The sequence below is a fragment of the Bradyrhizobium sp. AUGA SZCCT0105 genome, assembly GCF_018129565.1.
Classification (GTDB): domain Bacteria; phylum Pseudomonadota; class Alphaproteobacteria; order Rhizobiales; family Xanthobacteraceae; genus Bradyrhizobium.
This window is the reverse complement of sequence record NZ_JAFCMK010000004.1, coordinates 596,734-611,935: the sequence shown is the minus strand read 5'-3', so window position 1 is coordinate 611,935 and position 15,202 is coordinate 596,734. Positions and strand designations below refer to the sequence as shown.

Sequence of the window (15,202 nt, the reverse complement as noted above, 5' to 3'; positions counted from 1 at the left end):
CTTAGTCTCCTTCGAATGGATCGATCTCGCCACGGCGCGCGCGTTCGGCGGCCAGGCGGTGCTTTTTGGTGTTGGTCGGGGCCGGCTTGGTGCCGGGCTTCTGAGCAAGCTTGGGTTTTGGCTTCTGACTCTTCGCCGGATCGCCCTTCTTGGCGTGGGCCGGCTGCGGCGGCGCGAGGCCGAGCTCGCGGCGCAGCTCGCGCTCGGCGGCCTTGCCGCGGCGCATCGATTCCTCGATCAGCTCGTCGGTCAGCACCAGCCGCGCGTCCGAAATGTCCTCCATCACCAGGAGAACTTCAGCGTCCTCGGTGGGACGTGAATCATCGCGCTTGATGCGTACCGCATTGCCTTCGACGCCGTCGAGCAGGCCGCGGAACCGCTTGCGGCCCTGATGCGCCACCGCCATCTCGATCTTCACCAGATGCCCTGTGTAGCGCTCGAAGTCGGAGCGGCGCACCAGCGGCCGGTCAATTCCGGGCGACGAGATTTCCAGCCGGTAGGCGCGCTCGATCGGGTCGGCGACATCGAGCACCGGCGACAGCGCGCGCGAGATCGCCTCGCAATCCTCGAGCTGCATCGAGCCGTCGGGACGCTCGGCCATGATCTGCACGGTGCAGCCGGCGTCGCCCGAGACCTTGATGCGCACCAGGCGATAGCCCATGCCCTGCAGCACCGGGACCGCGACGGCGGCGACGCGTGCCGCAACCCCGGGCTCGACGACAAGCCGCGGCTCGGCGAGCAGTTCGGTGTCCACTGACGTGGCGGTCGGATCGGTCATATCCAGTGTCAAAGGCTGTCTAAGGTCTATGGGTTGTCTGAGGTCTGTTGTGTTGTTCAGGTGGCCTTAAGGGGCCGCTAACGCTACCTAAACTGGACCCGGCCTCGCTGGGTCCCGTCAGGTAATAAAAAAGAGCGGGTCCCGGGGGGCCCACTCTCCTACGCGATCGTATGAGATACCATAAGTTGCGGTGGATATAGCCCTTTTGCCGGGGTCCGGCAAGGCCTCCGGGCCCGGCGGAGGGCGATTTTGCGGGCTCCGGGGTGCGGGTTTGACCTAACCCTCCGTTTACGAACGGGGTCATAGATTGCCGAAAATCGGCAGAAGTCGCCGATTGGACAAGGCTCATGACGACAGCCCCAGCGCTGATCCCCGAACTCGACGACATCGTTCGCCGTGGTGACCCCAAGCGCCGCGCCGAGGCCGCGCGACGGCTCGGCGAGCTGTTCCTGCAGGGCGCCGCGGGCTTTCGCCCCGACCATATCGACCTGTTCGACGGGGTGCTGACCAGTCTGGTCCCGCATGCCGAGCTGGCTGCGCGGATCGATCTTGCCGAACGGCTCGCCCCGCTCGCCAACGCGCCGCGGCATCTGGTCGGACAACTCGCCCGCGAGGACGAGGTCGCGATCGCGGGGCCGGTGCTGCGCCAATCGCCGGTGATCGACGACAAGGTGCTGGTCGAGATCGCCAATGCCAAGGGCCAGGGCCATCTGCTTGCGATGGCCGAGCGCTCCAAGCTCTCGACCGCGCTGACCGATGTCATCGTCCGTCGCGGCGATCGCGATGTGATCCGATCCGCGGCCGGCAATGCGGGTGCCGCATTCTCGGACGCCTCCTTCACGACGCTGGTGCGGCGCGCCGGTCAGGATGGCGTGCTGACGCTGCGGATCGGCCGCCGTGACGATCTTCCGCCCGTGCATCTGAAGAGCCTGCTGGCCGGCTCGATCGACGTGATCCGCCGCCGGTTGCAGGTCGTCGCCAAGCCGGAGCGGCAGGCCGAGATCAAGCTGGCGCTGAACGAGATCGAAGGCGTCGTCGCGCAGGTCGAGGGCCGCGACTTCGCAGCTGCGCAGCGCGCGATCCTGGCATTGCGTCGCGCCGGCGAATTGAACGAGGCCGCGGTGACAGGCTTCGCAAAGGCCTTCAAATACGAGGAATGCGTGGCGGCGCTGGCGGCGCTGACCAGCGTCAAGATCGTCACGCTCGATCGCCTGATCTCCGGCGATCGCTACGATCCGATCCTGATCGCCAGCAAGACGATCGGCTTCGAATGGCCGGCCGTGCGTGCCCTGATCCTGATGCGGCTCGGGCCGAACCGCGTGCCGTCGCCGGCCGATATCGAAGGCGCGCGGGTGAATTTCGTCCGCCTGATGCCGTCCACCGCGCAGCGCGTCGTGGATTTCTGGAAGTCGCGCTAAGGTCGAGCGCCAACGTTCAAACCCGTCATCCTGAGGAGCGCCGCAGGCGCGTCTCGAAGGGTGTACGGCCCGGCTGGTGGCCGTCGACCCTTCGAGACGCGCGCAAGAGCGCGTTCCTCAGGGTGACGGGACCATCAAATGCCTCCCAATTTCAAAATGAGCCGCTATGCTTTCCGCAAGGCGCGACACAGCGCCAACGGGGAGATCGCCATGCTGACGGACGCCGACATCCAATCGCACGCCGAGCGGATCCGCGACGACGGATATACCGTGATCGGGCGCGCCGCCTCGCCGGACCTGGTCGAGGGATTGAAGGACGCGGTGCAAAGAATCGAGAGCGAACACAATCTCGCACCTGCCAGGACGTCGTTCGAGGGCTTCAAGACGCTGCGTATCAACAACCTCCTGACCTATGACGATCTGTTCTGGGAGGTGCCGCTGCATGAGAACGTGCTGCCTGTGGTCGAACGCTTGCTGGACAAAGAATGCCTGCTGTCGTCGTTCTGCTCGCTGGTGCTCGGTCCCGGCCAGGAGGCGCAGCCGATTCACGAAGACACCCAGTTGATCCCGCTGCCGCGGCCGCACATCCCGATCACGATCAATGCGATCTGGGCGCTGTCGGATTTCCGCGACGACAACGGCGCGACGCGGATCATTCCGCGCAGCCACAAATTCGATGCGCCGCCGGAATACGGCAAGGATTACGACGCGGTCACCGCGACGATGCCGGCCGGCAGCGTGATGCTGTTCGACAGCGCGCTGTGGCATGGCGGCGGCGCCAACACCAGCGACGCCAGGCGCTTTGCCTTTTCCTGCGCCTATTGCTGGGGCTGGATGCGCCAGCAGGAGAATCTGCAGCTCGGAATTCCGCGCGAGACCGCAGCCCGCTTTCCGCGCCGCCTGCAGGAATTGTGCGGTTACAGCGTCTACAAGGGCCAGTTCGGCCACATCGACAATCACGATCCGATCGAGCTGCTCGGCCGCGAGCGCGGCAAGCGCATGGTCTGGGAAGCGACTGACGCCAGGAAGGCGCGGATGGCGGGGCAGGGGTAACTGGTCGTCATTCCGGGGCTCGCGACTGCGTCGCGCCCCGGAATGACGATTAGGGCAAGCGCTTGAATCGCAGATATGCCGCCTTGCGCCCTTCGCGCTCGGCCTTGGCGCCGTAGCGCGTCATGGTGTAGTCCGGCCACGGCTGCTGCCAGTCGATCGCGCGCTCGGCCAGCCAGGCGAAGTCGGGCGAGCGCAGCAGATGCGCGAGCGTCCAGGCGCAGTAATCGTCGATATCGCTGACGAAGCGGAATTCACCGCCCGGCGGCAGCAGCCGGGTCATCGCCGCGACCGTTGCATCCTGCACGAAGCGCCGTTTCCAGTGCCGCCGCTTCGGCCAGGGATCGGGATGGATCAGGTCGATGCGCGCCAGCGAGCGCGCTGGCGCCCAGGCCAGCAGCTCGGCGGCGTCGCCGGCGAACAGGCGGATATTGCCGATATTGTGCGCCTCGATCTGGGTCAGGATCTTGGCCATTCCGTTGACATAGGGCTCGCAGCCGATGAAGCCGGTCGTCGGAAATGCCTGCGCTTCCGCGATCAGATGCTCGCCGCCGCCGAAGCCGATCTCGAGCCTGACATCCGCGGTGCCGTCATCGAACAGTTCGGTCAGCGCCTCGGGCGCGGGCGCCGAGATGTCGAGCGACAGATGCGGCAGCAGATTGTCGATCAGGTCGGCCTGGTGCGCGCGCAGTTTGTGGCCCTTGCGCCGCCCGAAGAACGAGCCGCGCGAATGGGCCATCGCGCCATCGTCGGACGAATCGCGATCGCCGCCGTCGTTCGGAGCCGGGGTCATCGCAGCGTCTGGTAGAGACGGTAGAGCAGGCGCGCGCGGGGCTCGATCGACGAGATGTAGAGCTGCTCGTGGTGGGTATGCGCGCCCTTGCCGTCGACGCCGAGGCCGTCGAGCGTTGCAGTATGCGGTGCGGTGAAATTGCCGTCGGAGCCGCCGCCGGTGAACACATCGATCAGCTCAAAGCCGAGTTCGCCTGCAAGCTCCCTGGCGTGTTCGTAGAGCGCGGCGCCGGCATTGCTCTTCTCATAGGGCGGACGATTCAATTCCCCGGTCACCGTCACGCTGACGCCGTCGGTGCGCGAGGTGATGCCGAGGATCTTCGGCACCAGCTCGTCGGCATCGGCCATGGTCGGCACGCGCATGTCGACTTCGGCGTAGGCCTCTTCGGCGATCACGTTCGGCTTGGTGCCGCCGCGGACCACGCCGACATTGACGGTGACGCCGCGCTTGAGATCGTTCATCGCCTCCAGCGCCAGGATCACATGGCCGAGCTCCCGGATCGCGCTGCGGCCATCCTCGGGGCGGGTGCCGGCATGTGCCGGCGCGCCCTTGATATGCACGTCGAAGCGCGCGACGCCCTTGCGCCCGGTGACGATCTTGCCGCCGTCGCGCGCCGGCTCGGTCACCAGCACGTATTTGGCCTTGCGGCCTTCGGCCTCGATCAGCGCCCGCGAGGTCGGGCTGCCGATCTCCTCGTCCGATACGTAGAGCTGGGTGATGCCAAGCGGCGGGCGCGTGTCATCGGCGCAGATCTGCCGGAACGCGTGATAGGCGAGATAGGCGCCGCCCTTCATGTCGTAGATGCCCGGGCCGAACGCACTGTCGCCTTCGATCTTGAATGGTAACCTTTCGATGAATCCCATCGGATGAACTGTGTCGAGATGGCTCAACACCAGAATGCCCGGTGCGTCCTGCCCCCAGGACGAGCGCGTCACCAGGTGATCGCCGCAGCCGTCGCGTCCCGCAACGCGGTCGACGGTGGCCGGCAGGTCGCGATAGCCTGACGCGACGAGATCAGCCAGTCTGTTGACCTGATCCGGCCGCTCCGTCGGAGATTCGATCTCGACCCAGCGGCGAATGCCGTCGAGGATATCAGCGGTTTCGAACGGGTTGCTGGCCATGTTGTTGTCGTCGCCTGTGAATTCGCTTTGTCATTCAGCGCACGCTAGAGCCGTTTCCGTTCCGATGAATCGGAACGGGGCTCTAGATTCTTGTTTTGACGCGTTTTCTTCACGCGAACCGGTGTCCACTTCGCTCGAAAACGCTTTAGGGCATGATCCGGAAAAGTGTGACCCGGTTTTCCGAAAGATCATGCTCGATCAAGGAGCTAGAGCGCGACGAGATTCCATCGGAGCCCGTCACGCCTTAGCGCGCGCCGGAATGACATATTCCAGATTTGACGATCTCTCAAACGGATATGGCCCGATCAGACCTGCTCGGCCGCCTCGCGCGCCGCGATCTGCTCGACCAGTTCGACGATGCTGCGGCGGAGCTTGGCGTCCGCGATCCGCGTGAACGCGCGGGTCAGGGCCAGGCCTTCGGCGGTTGCCAGAAAATCGGACACATAGGCCGGCGAGGAGCCCTCGCTGAAGCCGTCGGCGGTCTTGACCCCGCTCGGGCCGCCGTCGAACAGGAAAGAGACCGGCACCTGCAGGATTTCGGAGATCTGCTGCAGCCGGCTGGCGCCGACACGGTTGGTGCCCTTCTCGTATTTCTGCACCTGCTGGAACGTCAGGCCTAACGCCTCGCCCAGTTTTTCCTGGCTCATGCCGAGCATGATGCGTCGCATACGGACGCGGCTGCCGACATATTTGTCAACAGGATTGGGCGCTTTGGTGGACATTTCCAACTCTCCTAAGGGATTGCGCGCCCGGGGGGTGAGGCAAGTTGGACGTGGAGTATGCCTCAGGCGCCGGTGCCGTCAAATCCTGCAAGGAGGATCGGGACGAAATGCGGACAATTTGCGCAAAGGGGCTGACTTGGCTTGTGATTTCGCGTGGACCCGTACAATGCGAAGTGCACGGTCGATCTGTCAACAGGTGGAATCACGCTGAGGTAAATTTCGACACTTTTTCGGGTTCGTGTGACAACCGGCGATAAGGCCGTCAGGCCTTTCGCCTGACAAAACGCCTCCGCAATACGATTGCGAGGGCAACTAACACAATCACAGCGGCGGGGATGTTGCCGACACGCGCATAGATCGTCGGCGCGATGGCCGCCGGCAGGCCGGCGTCGAGCACGCCTTCGATGCCGAGCCCGAGTCGGGCGACAATCCGCCCGAGCGGGTCGATGATGGCCGAGATGCCCGTATTCGCGGCGCGCACCATCGGCAGGCCTTCCTCGATCGAGCGCAGCCGGGCCTGCTGCAGATGCTGATAGGGGCCGGTCGAGATTCCGAACCAGCCGTCATTGGTGACGTTGATGATCCAGCCGGGGCGGTCGTCGCGGCTCACGACGTTGCCGGGGAAGATCGCCTCGTAGCAGATCAAGGGCAGCGCGCGCGGCGCGTTCGGAATATCGAGCGTCCGGCGGATCGTGCCGGGAATGAAGCCGCCCTGCACCTTGGTGAGCTGCACGAAGCCGAGCTTCTCCATCCAGTCCTGGAACGGCAGATATTCTCCGAACGGGACAAGGTGAAGCTTGTCGTAGACCGCAAGCACGCTGCCGTCATGGTCGATGACGTAGATCGAATTATACGCGCGCGTGACGCGGACGCCGGGCGGCAGATCGGGCGCGCGCACCGAACCGGTGATCAGCACCGTTCCCTTCGGCAGCAAGTCGGCGATCTGCGCCATCGCGTCGGCTTCCTTGGTCAGGAAGAACGGAAACGCGGATTCCGGCCAGATCAGGATGGTGGAGTCGCTCACGCCGGTCGAATGCGGCCCGGACGCACGATCCGACAGAGTGAGATATTTCTGCATCACCGCCGCCTTGGCGGAGTAGTTGAACTTGGCGTCCTGCTGCAAATCGGGCTGCATGATGCGCAACTTGACGCCGTTGACCATGCTGGTCGGCTGCTGCGAGAGGCGCACCGCACCGAACGCCAGCATCGCGGCGAGAACCAGCACCGCGGCCACCGGCGCGCGCCACGGCTTGCGGCCGCGCGAGGCGCCGTCGATCAGCACGGCGGGACTTGCGAAGATCGCGACTGCCAGGAACGTCATGCCCCACAGCCCGATCAGCGATGCGGTCTGGGCCAGTGCCAGGGGTTCGGTCAGTGCGTAGCCGAACGCGTTCCAAGGAAAGCCGCTGAGGAGATGGCCGCGCAGCCATTCCGAAATCGTCAGCCCGACAGCCAGCGCCAGCACGCGCGAAGCGTCGCGCGGCCAGATCAGCCGTGCCAGCGCGAAGCCGAAGGCGGTGAACAGCGCGAGATAGGCGGGCAGGCCGAGCACCGCGAACGGCGTCAGCCAGGCGAAGGTGTCTGCATCGACGAAGAAGGCGTAGCCGATCCAGTACAGTCCCGGCACGAAATAGCCGAGGCCGAACCAGAAGCCGGACAGCGCTGCGGCGGGTACGCCGCGCCAGCGTCCCGCAGCGCTGCCGTCGATCAGCCAGACCGCGATCGAAAACGTCAGAAACAGCACCGGCCAGGCGTTGAACGGCGCCATCGCCAGCGAGGACAAGGCGCCGGCTGTGAGCGCGAGCACGACGCGCTTCCATCCCCAGGTCAGGATGACGGCGAGACCGATCGATCGGAGCTTGTCGGAAAGCCTCACTGCGGACCGGCTCCCTCGCCGGGCGGCGGCATGTTGTCGTTCGCCTGCGGGTTGCCGGAGTCCGGTGCCTGCTCGCGGCGCCGCTCGCGCTCCTTGCGCGGCGCTGGCCGTTCCTTGCGCGTCGTGATCCGCACGCGCTTGACCCGCCGCGGATCGGCGTCGAGCACCTCGACCTCGTAATTGCCCGGACCGGAAATCACCTCGCCGCGCACCGGCAGGCGGCCGACGAACGACACGAGATAGCCGCCCAGCGTCTCGACCTCCTCGCCGGCCTCGCCGGTGACGAAGTCTTCGCCGATCACCGAACGGACATCGTCGAGGCTGGCGCGCGCGTCGGCGATAAAGGAGTTGTCCGGCTGGCGGACGATGGACGGCGGCTCGTCGGAATCATGCTCGTCGTCGATCTCGCCGACGATCTGCTCGACAATATCCTCGATCGACACCAGCCCATCGGTGCCGCCATATTCGTCGACCACCAGCGCGAGATGGATGCGCGAGGCCTGCATCTGCGCCAACAGGTCGATCGCGCGCATCGATGGCGGGATGTAGAGCAGCTTGCGGATGATGTGGGCGTCCGCCAGCGGGAGCGCGAGATCGACGCTGCGCAGATCGAGCCCGGCCGGGAACGGCTTCTTGCGCTTCGTCTTGGTCGCGTCGGTGACGCGCGCCTTCGCGGTCATGAAGGCGAGAAGGTCGCGGATGTGCACCATGCCCTCGGGGTCGTCGAGGGTTTCGTTGTAGACGACGAGCCGCGAATGCGCCGCGCTCTCGAACAGGCTCATCAATTCGCCGAGCGGGATGTCGCGCTTGACCGCGACGATGTCGGCGCGATGGATCATGACGTCGGCGATCCGCCGCTCGTTCAGCGACAGGATGTTGCGCAGCATGGTGCGCTCGATCGCCGAGAAGCCGACGTCGTCGGGCGTCGAGGCGTCGAGCACCACCTGCAAATCGTCGCGCACCGAGCCGGCCTTCCAGCCGAACAGCGTGCGGATCGCGCGGACCAGCCAGCCTTCGGCCGCCGGGCGCTGCACCTCGCCTTCATGCACGACGGCAGGCAGGTTGCTCACATTGCGCGGATTGTCATGGGTCGGGTCGGAATCCGGCATGTCAGGCGATCCGATCCGCATAGGGGTCGGGAATGCCGAGGGAGGAGAGGATTTCGCGCTCGAGCGCTTCCATGTCCTCGGCTTCGTCGTCGTTCTCGTGGTCGTAACCGATCAGATGCAGGAAGCCATGCACTGCGAGATGGCTCAAATGATGGTCGAACGGCTTCTGTTCCTCATCGGCTTCCCGGCGCGTCGTCTGATAGGCGATCGCGATATCGCCGAGCATGCGCGGGGCATCGTCGGCTCCGCCGGCGCCTTCCGGCTGCAGCGCCGGAAACGACAGCACGTTGGTCGGCTTGTCGATGCTGCGCCAGTTGGCGTTGAGGGTGCGGATCCCGGCGTCGTCGGTCAGCATCACTGCAAGCTCGGCATCCGCGACATCGGCATCGGCGATTGCGGCGGCGGCCTCGATGGCGCGGTGAATCACCGCGTCGGCATCGGGCTCGGCCTGCCAGCATTCGGCGGTGACGAGAACCTCGGTTGCAGGAAAAGCAGACACGTTGGTTTCAAAATCTGCGTTAGGGCCGGAACCCGCATCGCGCGGGCTCGCGGCCGAAGCTATTGGTCTCAAGATCTGGCGTTTGCCGGCTTTTGCGGCAATCCCTCATAGGCGGCCACAATGCGCGCCACCAATTCATGGCGGATGACGTCCTCGGCCTTGAAACGCACCTGCGCGATGCCTTCGACGCCGTCGAGCAGCTTCACGGCTTCGGTGAGCCCCGAAGCCTGGCCGTGCGGCAGGTCGACCTGCGACGGGTCGCCGGTGACGATCATCCGGCTGTTCTCGCCGAGACGCGTCAGGAACATCTTCATCTGCATCGTCGTGGTGTTCTGCGCCTCGTCGAGGATGATGGCGGCATTGGTCAGGGTGCGGCCGCGCATGAAGGCGAGCGGCGCGATCTCGATCTCGTTACCCTGCAGCGCGCGCTCGACGACGCGGGCATCCATCAGATCGTACAGCGCATCGTAGATCGGGCGCAGATACGGATCGACCTTCTCCTTGAGGTCGCCGGGCAGGAAGCCGAGCCGCTCGCCGGCCTCGACCGCAGGCCGCGTCAGGATGATGCGATCGACTTCCTTGCGCTCGAACAACTGTGCTGCGTGGGCGACCGCGAGCCAGGTCTTGCCAGTGCCGGCCGGGCCGATGCCGAATACCAGCTCGTGCCGCTTCAGTGCGCGGATGTAGGAATCCTGTGCCGCGGTGCGGGCGCGCACCGGGCGCTTGCGCAGATTGATCGTTTCAAACGTCGGCTTGGCGGTCTTGTTGTCGAATTCGAACAGCGAGCCCTGCGCGATCACGACGCGGATGGCGCCTTCGACTTCGCCCTGATCGAGATCGTGCCCTTCGACGGCCTGCGCATAAAGGGTCTCGAGCACACGCCGCGCCGCGTCGCAGCCGTCGCGCGAGCCCGCGATGGTGAGATGATTGCCGCGGGAATCGACCACGACACCGAGCCGCCGCTCGATCAGCGCCAGATTCTGTCCGTAGGGGCCGACCAGCACGGACGCGGCACGGTTGTCGTCGAAATCGATGACGACCTGAGTTTCAGGCGGCCGGGTCTCAGGTGGCATTTGCATGTCGCGGTCAGGTTTGCGGCTGGGAGCGAGCGAAGACGAATCCGATGCGCTTTTGGGCAAGGATTTCAGGCTCCAATGGTCTGCGAAATGAGGCCGGGTGCGGATTGGGACGCGAGCTCGCCGATCAGGCTGTAGCGCTCGAGGCTGCCGATCCTCACCGGGAGGACCTTGCCGATGATGTCAGGAGACGCCATCACATGGGCGGGCTGCAGATAGGCGGTCCGGCCGACGATCTGGCCCGGATTGCGTGCGGCGCGCTCGAACAGCACATCGACCGTTGTGCCAATCGCAGCCCGGTTGAAGGCCGATTGCTGGCTGTCGATCAATTCCTGAAGCCGCCCCAAGCGCTCGTCCATCTCGGCTGCTGACACCGTCTCCCGCATCTCCGCCGCCGGCGTGCCTGGCCGAGGCGAATACTTGAATGAATACGCCGCAGCGTACCCGATTTGCGTGACAAGCGCGAGAGTGGCGGAAAATTCTTCCGCGGTCTCGCCGGGGAAGCCCACGATAAAATCTGATGAAAAAGCAATGTCTTGCCGCGCGGCCCGGAACCGGTCGATGACGCGCCGGTAGTCATCGGCGGTATGCTTGCGGTTCATGGCGGCCAGGATCCGGTCCGCCCCCGATTGCACCGGCAGGTGCACGAACGGCATCAGCTGCGGCAAATCGCGATGCGCCGCGATCAGGTCGTCGTCGACGTCGCGCGGATGGCTGGTGGAATAGCGCAGCCGCGTGACGCCGGGGATTTCGGCGAGCCGCTGCAGTAATTTGCCGAGCGGCCAGGCGCGGCCGTCGGGGCCTTCGCCGTGATAGGCGTTGACGTTCTGTCCGATCAGCGTGAATTCGCGCACGCCATTGTCGGCGAGCTGCTTGACGTCGTCGATGATCTTCGCAACTGGACGCGAGACCTCCGTGCCGCGCGTATAGGGCACCACGCAGAAGGTGCAGAACTTGTCGCAACCTTCCTGCACCGTGACGAAGGCGGAGATGCCGCGGGCGCGGATCGCGTCGGGCTTCGGCTGCGGCAGGAAGCTGAACTTGTCCTCGACCGGAAACTCGGTTTCGAGCGCGCGGCCGCTTTCCTGGGCGCGCTTCAGCAGCGCAGGCAGATGATGATAGCTCTGCGGTCCGACCACGATGTCGACCGTCGGCGCACGATGGATGATCTCCGCGCCTTCCGCCTGCGCGACGCAGCCGGCGACCGCGATCTTCATCTCGCGGCCCTGGCGCGCGGCCTCGTCCTTGGCGACGCGCAGCCGTCCGAGTTCGGAATAGACCTTCTCCGACGCCTTCTCGCGGATGTGGCAGGTGTTGAGGATCACGAGGTCGGCGTCGTCGGCGCTCGCGGTCTCGACAAAGCCCTCGCCGGCCAGCGTGTCCACCATGCGCTGCGCATCGTAGACGTTCATCTGGCAGCCATAGGACTTGATGTGCAGCTTGCGCGGCGTCGTCATGGAACCCTGAGTGCGGAAATGGAAACGGCGCCATCAGGGCGCCGTTGCTCAAATATAGCTTAAACGGGGGAAAATCCAGCTCTTCACCCCGTCATTCCGGGATGGTCCGAAGGACCAGACCCGGAATCTCGAGATTCCGGGTTCGATGCTGACGCATCGCCCCGGAATGACGGAGTGGGCTCAGTCGGCGATCTGAAGGTCAGCGCCGGCCTGGGCGATCAAATCAGACAATTGGCGCATATCTGCGAAGGTTCTGGCCGCGCCGGCCTGGCGCAGCAGGTCCTCATGTCCCGCCGTGCAGTGGCTGCCGCCGTAAAAGCCGAGCACGGTCATCCCGGCGGCGCGGGCGCCGGTGACGCCGGCCACGCTGTCCTCGATCACGATACAGCGCGCAGGGCTGGCGCCCATTTGCCCGGCCGCGAACAGGAAGAGATCGGGCGCCGGCTTGCCGCGCTTGACCTGGGTGGCGGAGAAAATATGCGGCGCGAGCTGGTCGTAGAGCCCGGCGCAGGTCAGGCCGTGATGGATCTTTTCCGGCGTGCCGCTCGACGCCACGCATTTCGGCAGATCGAGCGCGGCGATCGCCTCGCCGACATGCGCGATCGCGCTGAGATCGTCGGCATAGAGACTGAGCGTCGCGTGCTTGACCTCGGCCTCGAAGCTCTCGGGCAGCGCGCGGCCGATCTCGCTCTCGACGATCCGCCGGGCCTCGCGGTCGGACACGCCGAGGAAACGCTTCAGCACGCCGTCGGGTGTGATCGGAAAGCCGTGCCGTGTCAGCGTGTCCGCATGCGCGCGACAGGAGATCACCTCGCTGTCAACAAGCACGCCGTCGCAATCGAAGATGACGAGTTCGAAGCTCACCCGGCTTACGACTTGCTGTCGTCGTCGAGCGGAACGCAATAGAGCTCGAGACGGTGATCGACCAGCTTGTAGCCGAGCTTGCGCGCGATCTCGGCCTGCAGCTTCTCGATTTCCTCGGAGGTGAACTCGATCACCTTGCCATCGCGCAGATTGATCAGATGGTCGTGATGGCTCTCGGGCATCTGCTCGTAGCGCGCGCGGCCCTCGCGGAAGTCGTGACGCTCGATGATTCCGGCATCCTCGAACAGCTTGACGGTGCGATAGACCGTCGAGATCGAGATCTTGTCGTCGACCGCCACGCAGCGGCGGTACAGTTCCTCGACATCGGGATGATCCATGGCTTCCGCCAGCACCCGCGCGATCACGCGGCGCTGTTCGGTCATGCGCATGCCGGTCGCGGCGCAGCGCGCCTCGATGCCAGTATTTTTATGCGCAGGCGGGATTTTCACCGTGGTCATGGGTTTCGGGCCGTATTCTTCAAACCTTGGGTGGCAGAGCGGGGGGTGTTCTGCCATCGCGCCGATGTTACGACAAGTCGCGCCGCATCAGAAGCGCGTTCAAATGTTCCCCACCGGGCTGCTTGTAATAGCGTTCGCGGCGGCCGATCACGCCGAATCCGGCCCTTTCATAGAGCCGTCGCGCCGGCTGATTGTTCTCTTCCACCTCGAGGAAGATGGTGCGGATGCCGCGGCCGGCAAGGTGGCCGAGATGGGTCAGCAGCAGGTCGCGCGACAGGCCGCGCCCGCGCTGATTGGAATCGATCGCGATCGACAGGATTTCCGCCTCATCCGCCGCCATCCGCGAGACCGCAAAGCCGATCACCCTGCGTCCCTGGCGCAGCCGGTGCACCAGCGTGTTGCGCTCGGTCAGCATCGCCTCGAATTCGCCTTCGCCCCAGCCGCGATGAAACGAGGCGCCGTGCAATTGGGCGAGCCGCGCCGCATCGCGCAAGGATGCGGGCTCGACCGCGGGCGGACCGCCGCCCCACCATCGCGACAGCCAGCCGATCATGTCGATGGCGGCGCGCTGATGACCAGGCGATCCTTCGGCGGCTTCGCGTCGGGTGCGCGCAGATAGAACGGACGCGGCGGCGCAGTGTCGGGATCCACCGCGGCGCCGACCCAGGCGACCCAGATAATGTCGGGTGCGGGCTGCCTATCGACCTTGACCGGCGGAGCTGCATCCGCAGGCCAGCGCTCGGCGAGGATGTTGGCGGCGTTGCCGACCAGATGCAGCGCGCCGAACTGCGCGGCCTCGAGCGCTTCTGCGATCGGCGCAACCTTCGGCTTGAGCATCAAGCTGCCGTCGCCGCCGACGAGCTGGAAATAGACGTGATCATGCCGCGCATCGATCGCCGACAGGATCGGGTGCGCGCCATTCTCGGCAACCACAGGCGCGGCGTAGGCGGCGAGCGTCGACAGTCCGACCACCGGCTTTTCCGCAGAGAGTGCGAGGCCGCGCGCTGCCGAGAGCCCGACGCGCAGGCCGGTGAAACTGCCGGGGCCGGTGGTGACGGCAATGCGGTCAAGCCCGGCAAAGCCGATGCCGCTCTCCTTCATCACGCGCGCGATCAGTGGCATCAGCGCCTCGGCATGGCCGCGCTGCATCGCCTGGGATTCGATGGCGATGGTGTTGCCGGAGTTGGTGTCGAGCACCGCTGCGGAGCAGGCGTCGAGCGCCGTATCGATCGCGAGAATGATCATGGGAGGGCGAATGGCGAATACGAAATGGCGAACCGGGAATTCGAGGAGAACGCTGTTCGCGATCCGCCATGCGCCATTCGCCGCTCCATCACATCGGCCGGACTTCCTGCACGTCGGGCACGAAGTGCCGCAGCAGGTTCTGGATGCCGTGTTGCAGGGTCGCGGTCGATGACGGGCAGCCGGCGCAGGAGCCCTTCATGTTGAGATAGACGATGCCGTCCTTGAAGCCGCGGAAGGTGATGTCGCCGCCGTCATTGGCGACCGCCGGACGCACGCGGGTCTCGATCAGGTCCTTGATCTGCTCGACCGTCTCGGCGTCCGCCTCATCGAAGAACTCGCCTTCCTCATCGCGCGCGTCGTCGCTGCCGGCGGTGCCGTCGGCGAGCAGCGGCGCGCCGGACATGTAGTGCTCCATGATGGCGCCGAGGATCGCGGGCTTGAGGTGCTGCCAGTCGCCGTCCGCCTTCGTCACCGTGACGAAGTCGGCGCCGTAGAACACGCCGGTGACGCCGGACACGGCGAACAGCCGTTCGGCGAGCGGCGAGCGCGCCGCGGATTCGGGCGAGGAGAATTCCATGGTCCCGCTGTCGAGCACCGTGCGGCCCGGGATGAATTTCAGGGTGGCGGGATTGGGCGTGGCTTCGGTCTGAATGAACATTTGCTGTCTCCGGCGTCGCCGGTTCAAGGCCGGCGCGTTGGGGTTCCCCTACCAGATGGCAATTAAAAAGCCTGCGAT

General features: G+C 65.4%; 16 protein-coding genes. 2 read left to right on the top strand and 14 right to left on the bottom strand.

The window, feature by feature from the left end:
* Position 1: 1 nt before the first annotated feature.
* Positions 2 to 778: a ribosome maturation factor RimP gene (gene rimP / locus JQ573_RS22455; protein ID WP_212312455.1), complete on the bottom strand. Its 777-nt coding sequence runs from the start codon at positions 776 to 778 to the stop codon at positions 2 to 4.
* A gap of 347 nt (positions 779 to 1,125) precedes the next feature.
* Here rimP and JQ573_RS22450 point away from each other — a divergent pair, with 347 nt between their 5' ends.
* Positions 1,126 to 2,196, top strand: a complete 1,071-nt coding sequence (locus tag JQ573_RS22450; RefSeq protein WP_212312453.1) for a DUF2336 domain-containing protein — start codon at positions 1,126 to 1,128, stop codon at positions 2,194 to 2,196.
* Between the two features lie 210 nt (positions 2,197 to 2,406).
* Positions 2,407 to 3,249 (top strand): phytanoyl-CoA dioxygenase family protein, encoded by an 843-nt coding sequence (locus JQ573_RS22445; protein WP_212312452.1) that lies wholly within the window; start codon positions 2,407 to 2,409, stop codon positions 3,247 to 3,249.
* A gap of 49 nt (positions 3,250 to 3,298) precedes the next feature.
* Here JQ573_RS22445 and trmB read toward each other — a convergent pair whose 3' ends face one another.
* From trmB to JQ573_RS22380, 13 genes are all read right to left on the bottom strand, one after another.
* Positions 3,299 to 4,039, bottom strand: coding sequence for a tRNA (guanosine(46)-N7)-methyltransferase TrmB (gene trmB, locus JQ573_RS22440; RefSeq protein WP_212312451.1), 741 nt, complete (start codon positions 4,037 to 4,039; stop codon positions 3,299 to 3,301).
* Entirely contained in the window at positions 4,036 to 5,160 is a 1,125-nt protein-coding gene (locus JQ573_RS22435) for a M20 family metallopeptidase (RefSeq protein ID WP_212312449.1), read from the bottom strand. The genes trmB and JQ573_RS22435 overlap by 4 nt, the downstream gene beginning before the upstream one ends.
* Before the next feature lie 305 nt (positions 5,161 to 5,465).
* The gene (locus tag JQ573_RS22430; protein ID WP_021082652.1) at positions 5,466 to 5,882 is read right to left on the bottom strand and encodes a helix-turn-helix domain-containing protein; all 417 of its coding nucleotides are present in this window, start codon (positions 5,880 to 5,882) and stop codon (positions 5,466 to 5,468) included.
* A 262-nt stretch (positions 5,883 to 6,144) separates the two neighbouring features.
* The gene (lnt, locus tag JQ573_RS22425; RefSeq protein WP_212312447.1) at positions 6,145 to 7,758 is read right to left on the bottom strand and encodes an apolipoprotein N-acyltransferase; all 1,614 of its coding nucleotides are present in this window, start codon (positions 7,756 to 7,758) and stop codon (positions 6,145 to 6,147) included.
* Positions 7,755 to 8,867, bottom strand: a complete 1,113-nt coding sequence (locus tag JQ573_RS22420; protein ID WP_171947917.1) for a hemolysin family protein — start codon at positions 8,865 to 8,867, stop codon at positions 7,755 to 7,757. Before JQ573_RS22420 ends, lnt begins: the two co-directional genes overlap by 4 nt.
* Position 8,868: 1 nt before the next feature.
* Complete coding sequence (gene ybeY, locus JQ573_RS22415; protein ID WP_212312439.1) at positions 8,869 to 9,366, bottom strand: rRNA maturation RNase YbeY; 498 nt, start codon at positions 9,364 to 9,366, stop codon at positions 8,869 to 8,871.
* A gap of 68 nt (positions 9,367 to 9,434) precedes the next feature.
* Positions 9,435 to 10,505, bottom strand: coding sequence for a PhoH family protein (locus tag JQ573_RS22410; protein ID WP_212312437.1), 1,071 nt, complete (start codon positions 10,503 to 10,505; stop codon positions 9,435 to 9,437).
* Positions 10,506 to 10,510: 5 nt separating this feature from the next.
* A complete protein-coding gene (gene miaB / locus JQ573_RS22405) occupies positions 10,511 to 11,899 on the bottom strand; it encodes a tRNA (N6-isopentenyl adenosine(37)-C2)-methylthiotransferase MiaB (protein ID WP_212312435.1) in 1,389 nt (462 codons plus the stop codon).
* 180 nt (positions 11,900 to 12,079) lie between these two features.
* Positions 12,080 to 12,763, bottom strand: coding sequence for an HAD family hydrolase (locus JQ573_RS22400; RefSeq protein ID WP_212312434.1), 684 nt, complete (start codon positions 12,761 to 12,763; stop codon positions 12,080 to 12,082).
* A gap of 5 nt (positions 12,764 to 12,768) precedes the next feature.
* Positions 12,769 to 13,221: a Fur family transcriptional regulator gene (locus tag JQ573_RS22395; RefSeq protein WP_092120651.1), complete on the bottom strand. Its 453-nt coding sequence runs from the start codon at positions 13,219 to 13,221 to the stop codon at positions 12,769 to 12,771.
* Between the two features lie 67 nt (positions 13,222 to 13,288).
* Positions 13,289 to 13,774, bottom strand: a complete 486-nt coding sequence (gene rimI, locus JQ573_RS22390) for a ribosomal protein S18-alanine N-acetyltransferase (RefSeq protein WP_092120648.1) — start codon at positions 13,772 to 13,774, stop codon at positions 13,289 to 13,291.
* On the bottom strand, positions 13,771 to 14,466 hold the full coding sequence (tsaB, locus tag JQ573_RS22385; RefSeq protein ID WP_212312432.1) for a tRNA (adenosine(37)-N6)-threonylcarbamoyltransferase complex dimerization subunit type 1 TsaB: 696 nt from the start codon (positions 14,464 to 14,466) through the stop codon (positions 13,771 to 13,773). Before tsaB ends, rimI begins: the two co-directional genes overlap by 4 nt.
* A gap of 88 nt (positions 14,467 to 14,554) precedes the next feature.
* Positions 14,555 to 15,124, bottom strand: a complete 570-nt coding sequence (locus JQ573_RS22380; protein ID WP_212312430.1) for a NifU family protein — start codon at positions 15,122 to 15,124, stop codon at positions 14,555 to 14,557.
* Positions 15,125 to 15,202 lie beyond the last annotated feature (78 nt).

What these genes read in the sequence shown, in the direction of transcription:
- rimP (WP_212312455.1), bottom strand. Translation starts at nt 778, where the DNA reads ATGACCGATCCGACCGCCACGTCAGTGGACACCGAACTGCTCGCCGAG.
- JQ573_RS22450 (WP_212312453.1), top strand. Translation starts at nt 1,126, where the DNA reads ATGACGACAGCCCCAGCGCTGATCCCCGAACTCGACGACATCGTTCGC.
- JQ573_RS22445 (WP_212312452.1), top strand. Translation starts at nt 2,407, where the DNA reads ATGCTGACGGACGCCGACATCCAATCGCACGCCGAGCGGATCCGCGAC.
- trmB (WP_212312451.1), bottom strand. Translation starts at nt 4,039, where the DNA reads ATGACCCCGGCTCCGAACGACGGCGGCGATCGCGATTCGTCCGACGAT.
- JQ573_RS22435 (WP_212312449.1), bottom strand. Translation starts at nt 5,160, where the DNA reads ATGGCCAGCAACCCGTTCGAAACCGCTGATATCCTCGACGGCATTCGC.
- JQ573_RS22430 (WP_021082652.1), bottom strand. Translation starts at nt 5,882, where the DNA reads ATGTCCACCAAAGCGCCCAATCCTGTTGACAAATATGTCGGCAGCCGC.
- JQ573_RS22420 (WP_171947917.1), bottom strand. Translation starts at nt 8,867, where the DNA reads ATGCCGGATTCCGACCCGACCCATGACAATCCGCGCAATGTGAGCAAC.
- miaB (WP_212312435.1), bottom strand. Translation starts at nt 11,899, where the DNA reads ATGACGACGCCGCGCAAGCTGCACATCAAGTCCTATGGCTGCCAGATG.
- JQ573_RS22395 (WP_092120651.1), bottom strand. Translation starts at nt 13,221, where the DNA reads ATGACCACGGTGAAAATCCCGCCTGCGCATAAAAATACTGGCATCGAG.
- rimI (WP_092120648.1), bottom strand. Translation starts at nt 13,774, where the DNA reads ATGATCGGCTGGCTGTCGCGATGGTGGGGCGGCGGTCCGCCCGCGGTC.
- tsaB (WP_212312432.1), bottom strand. Translation starts at nt 14,466, where the DNA reads ATGATCATTCTCGCGATCGATACGGCGCTCGACGCCTGCTCCGCAGCG.
- JQ573_RS22380 (WP_212312430.1), bottom strand. Translation starts at nt 15,124, where the DNA reads ATGTTCATTCAGACCGAAGCCACGCCCAATCCCGCCACCCTGAAATTC.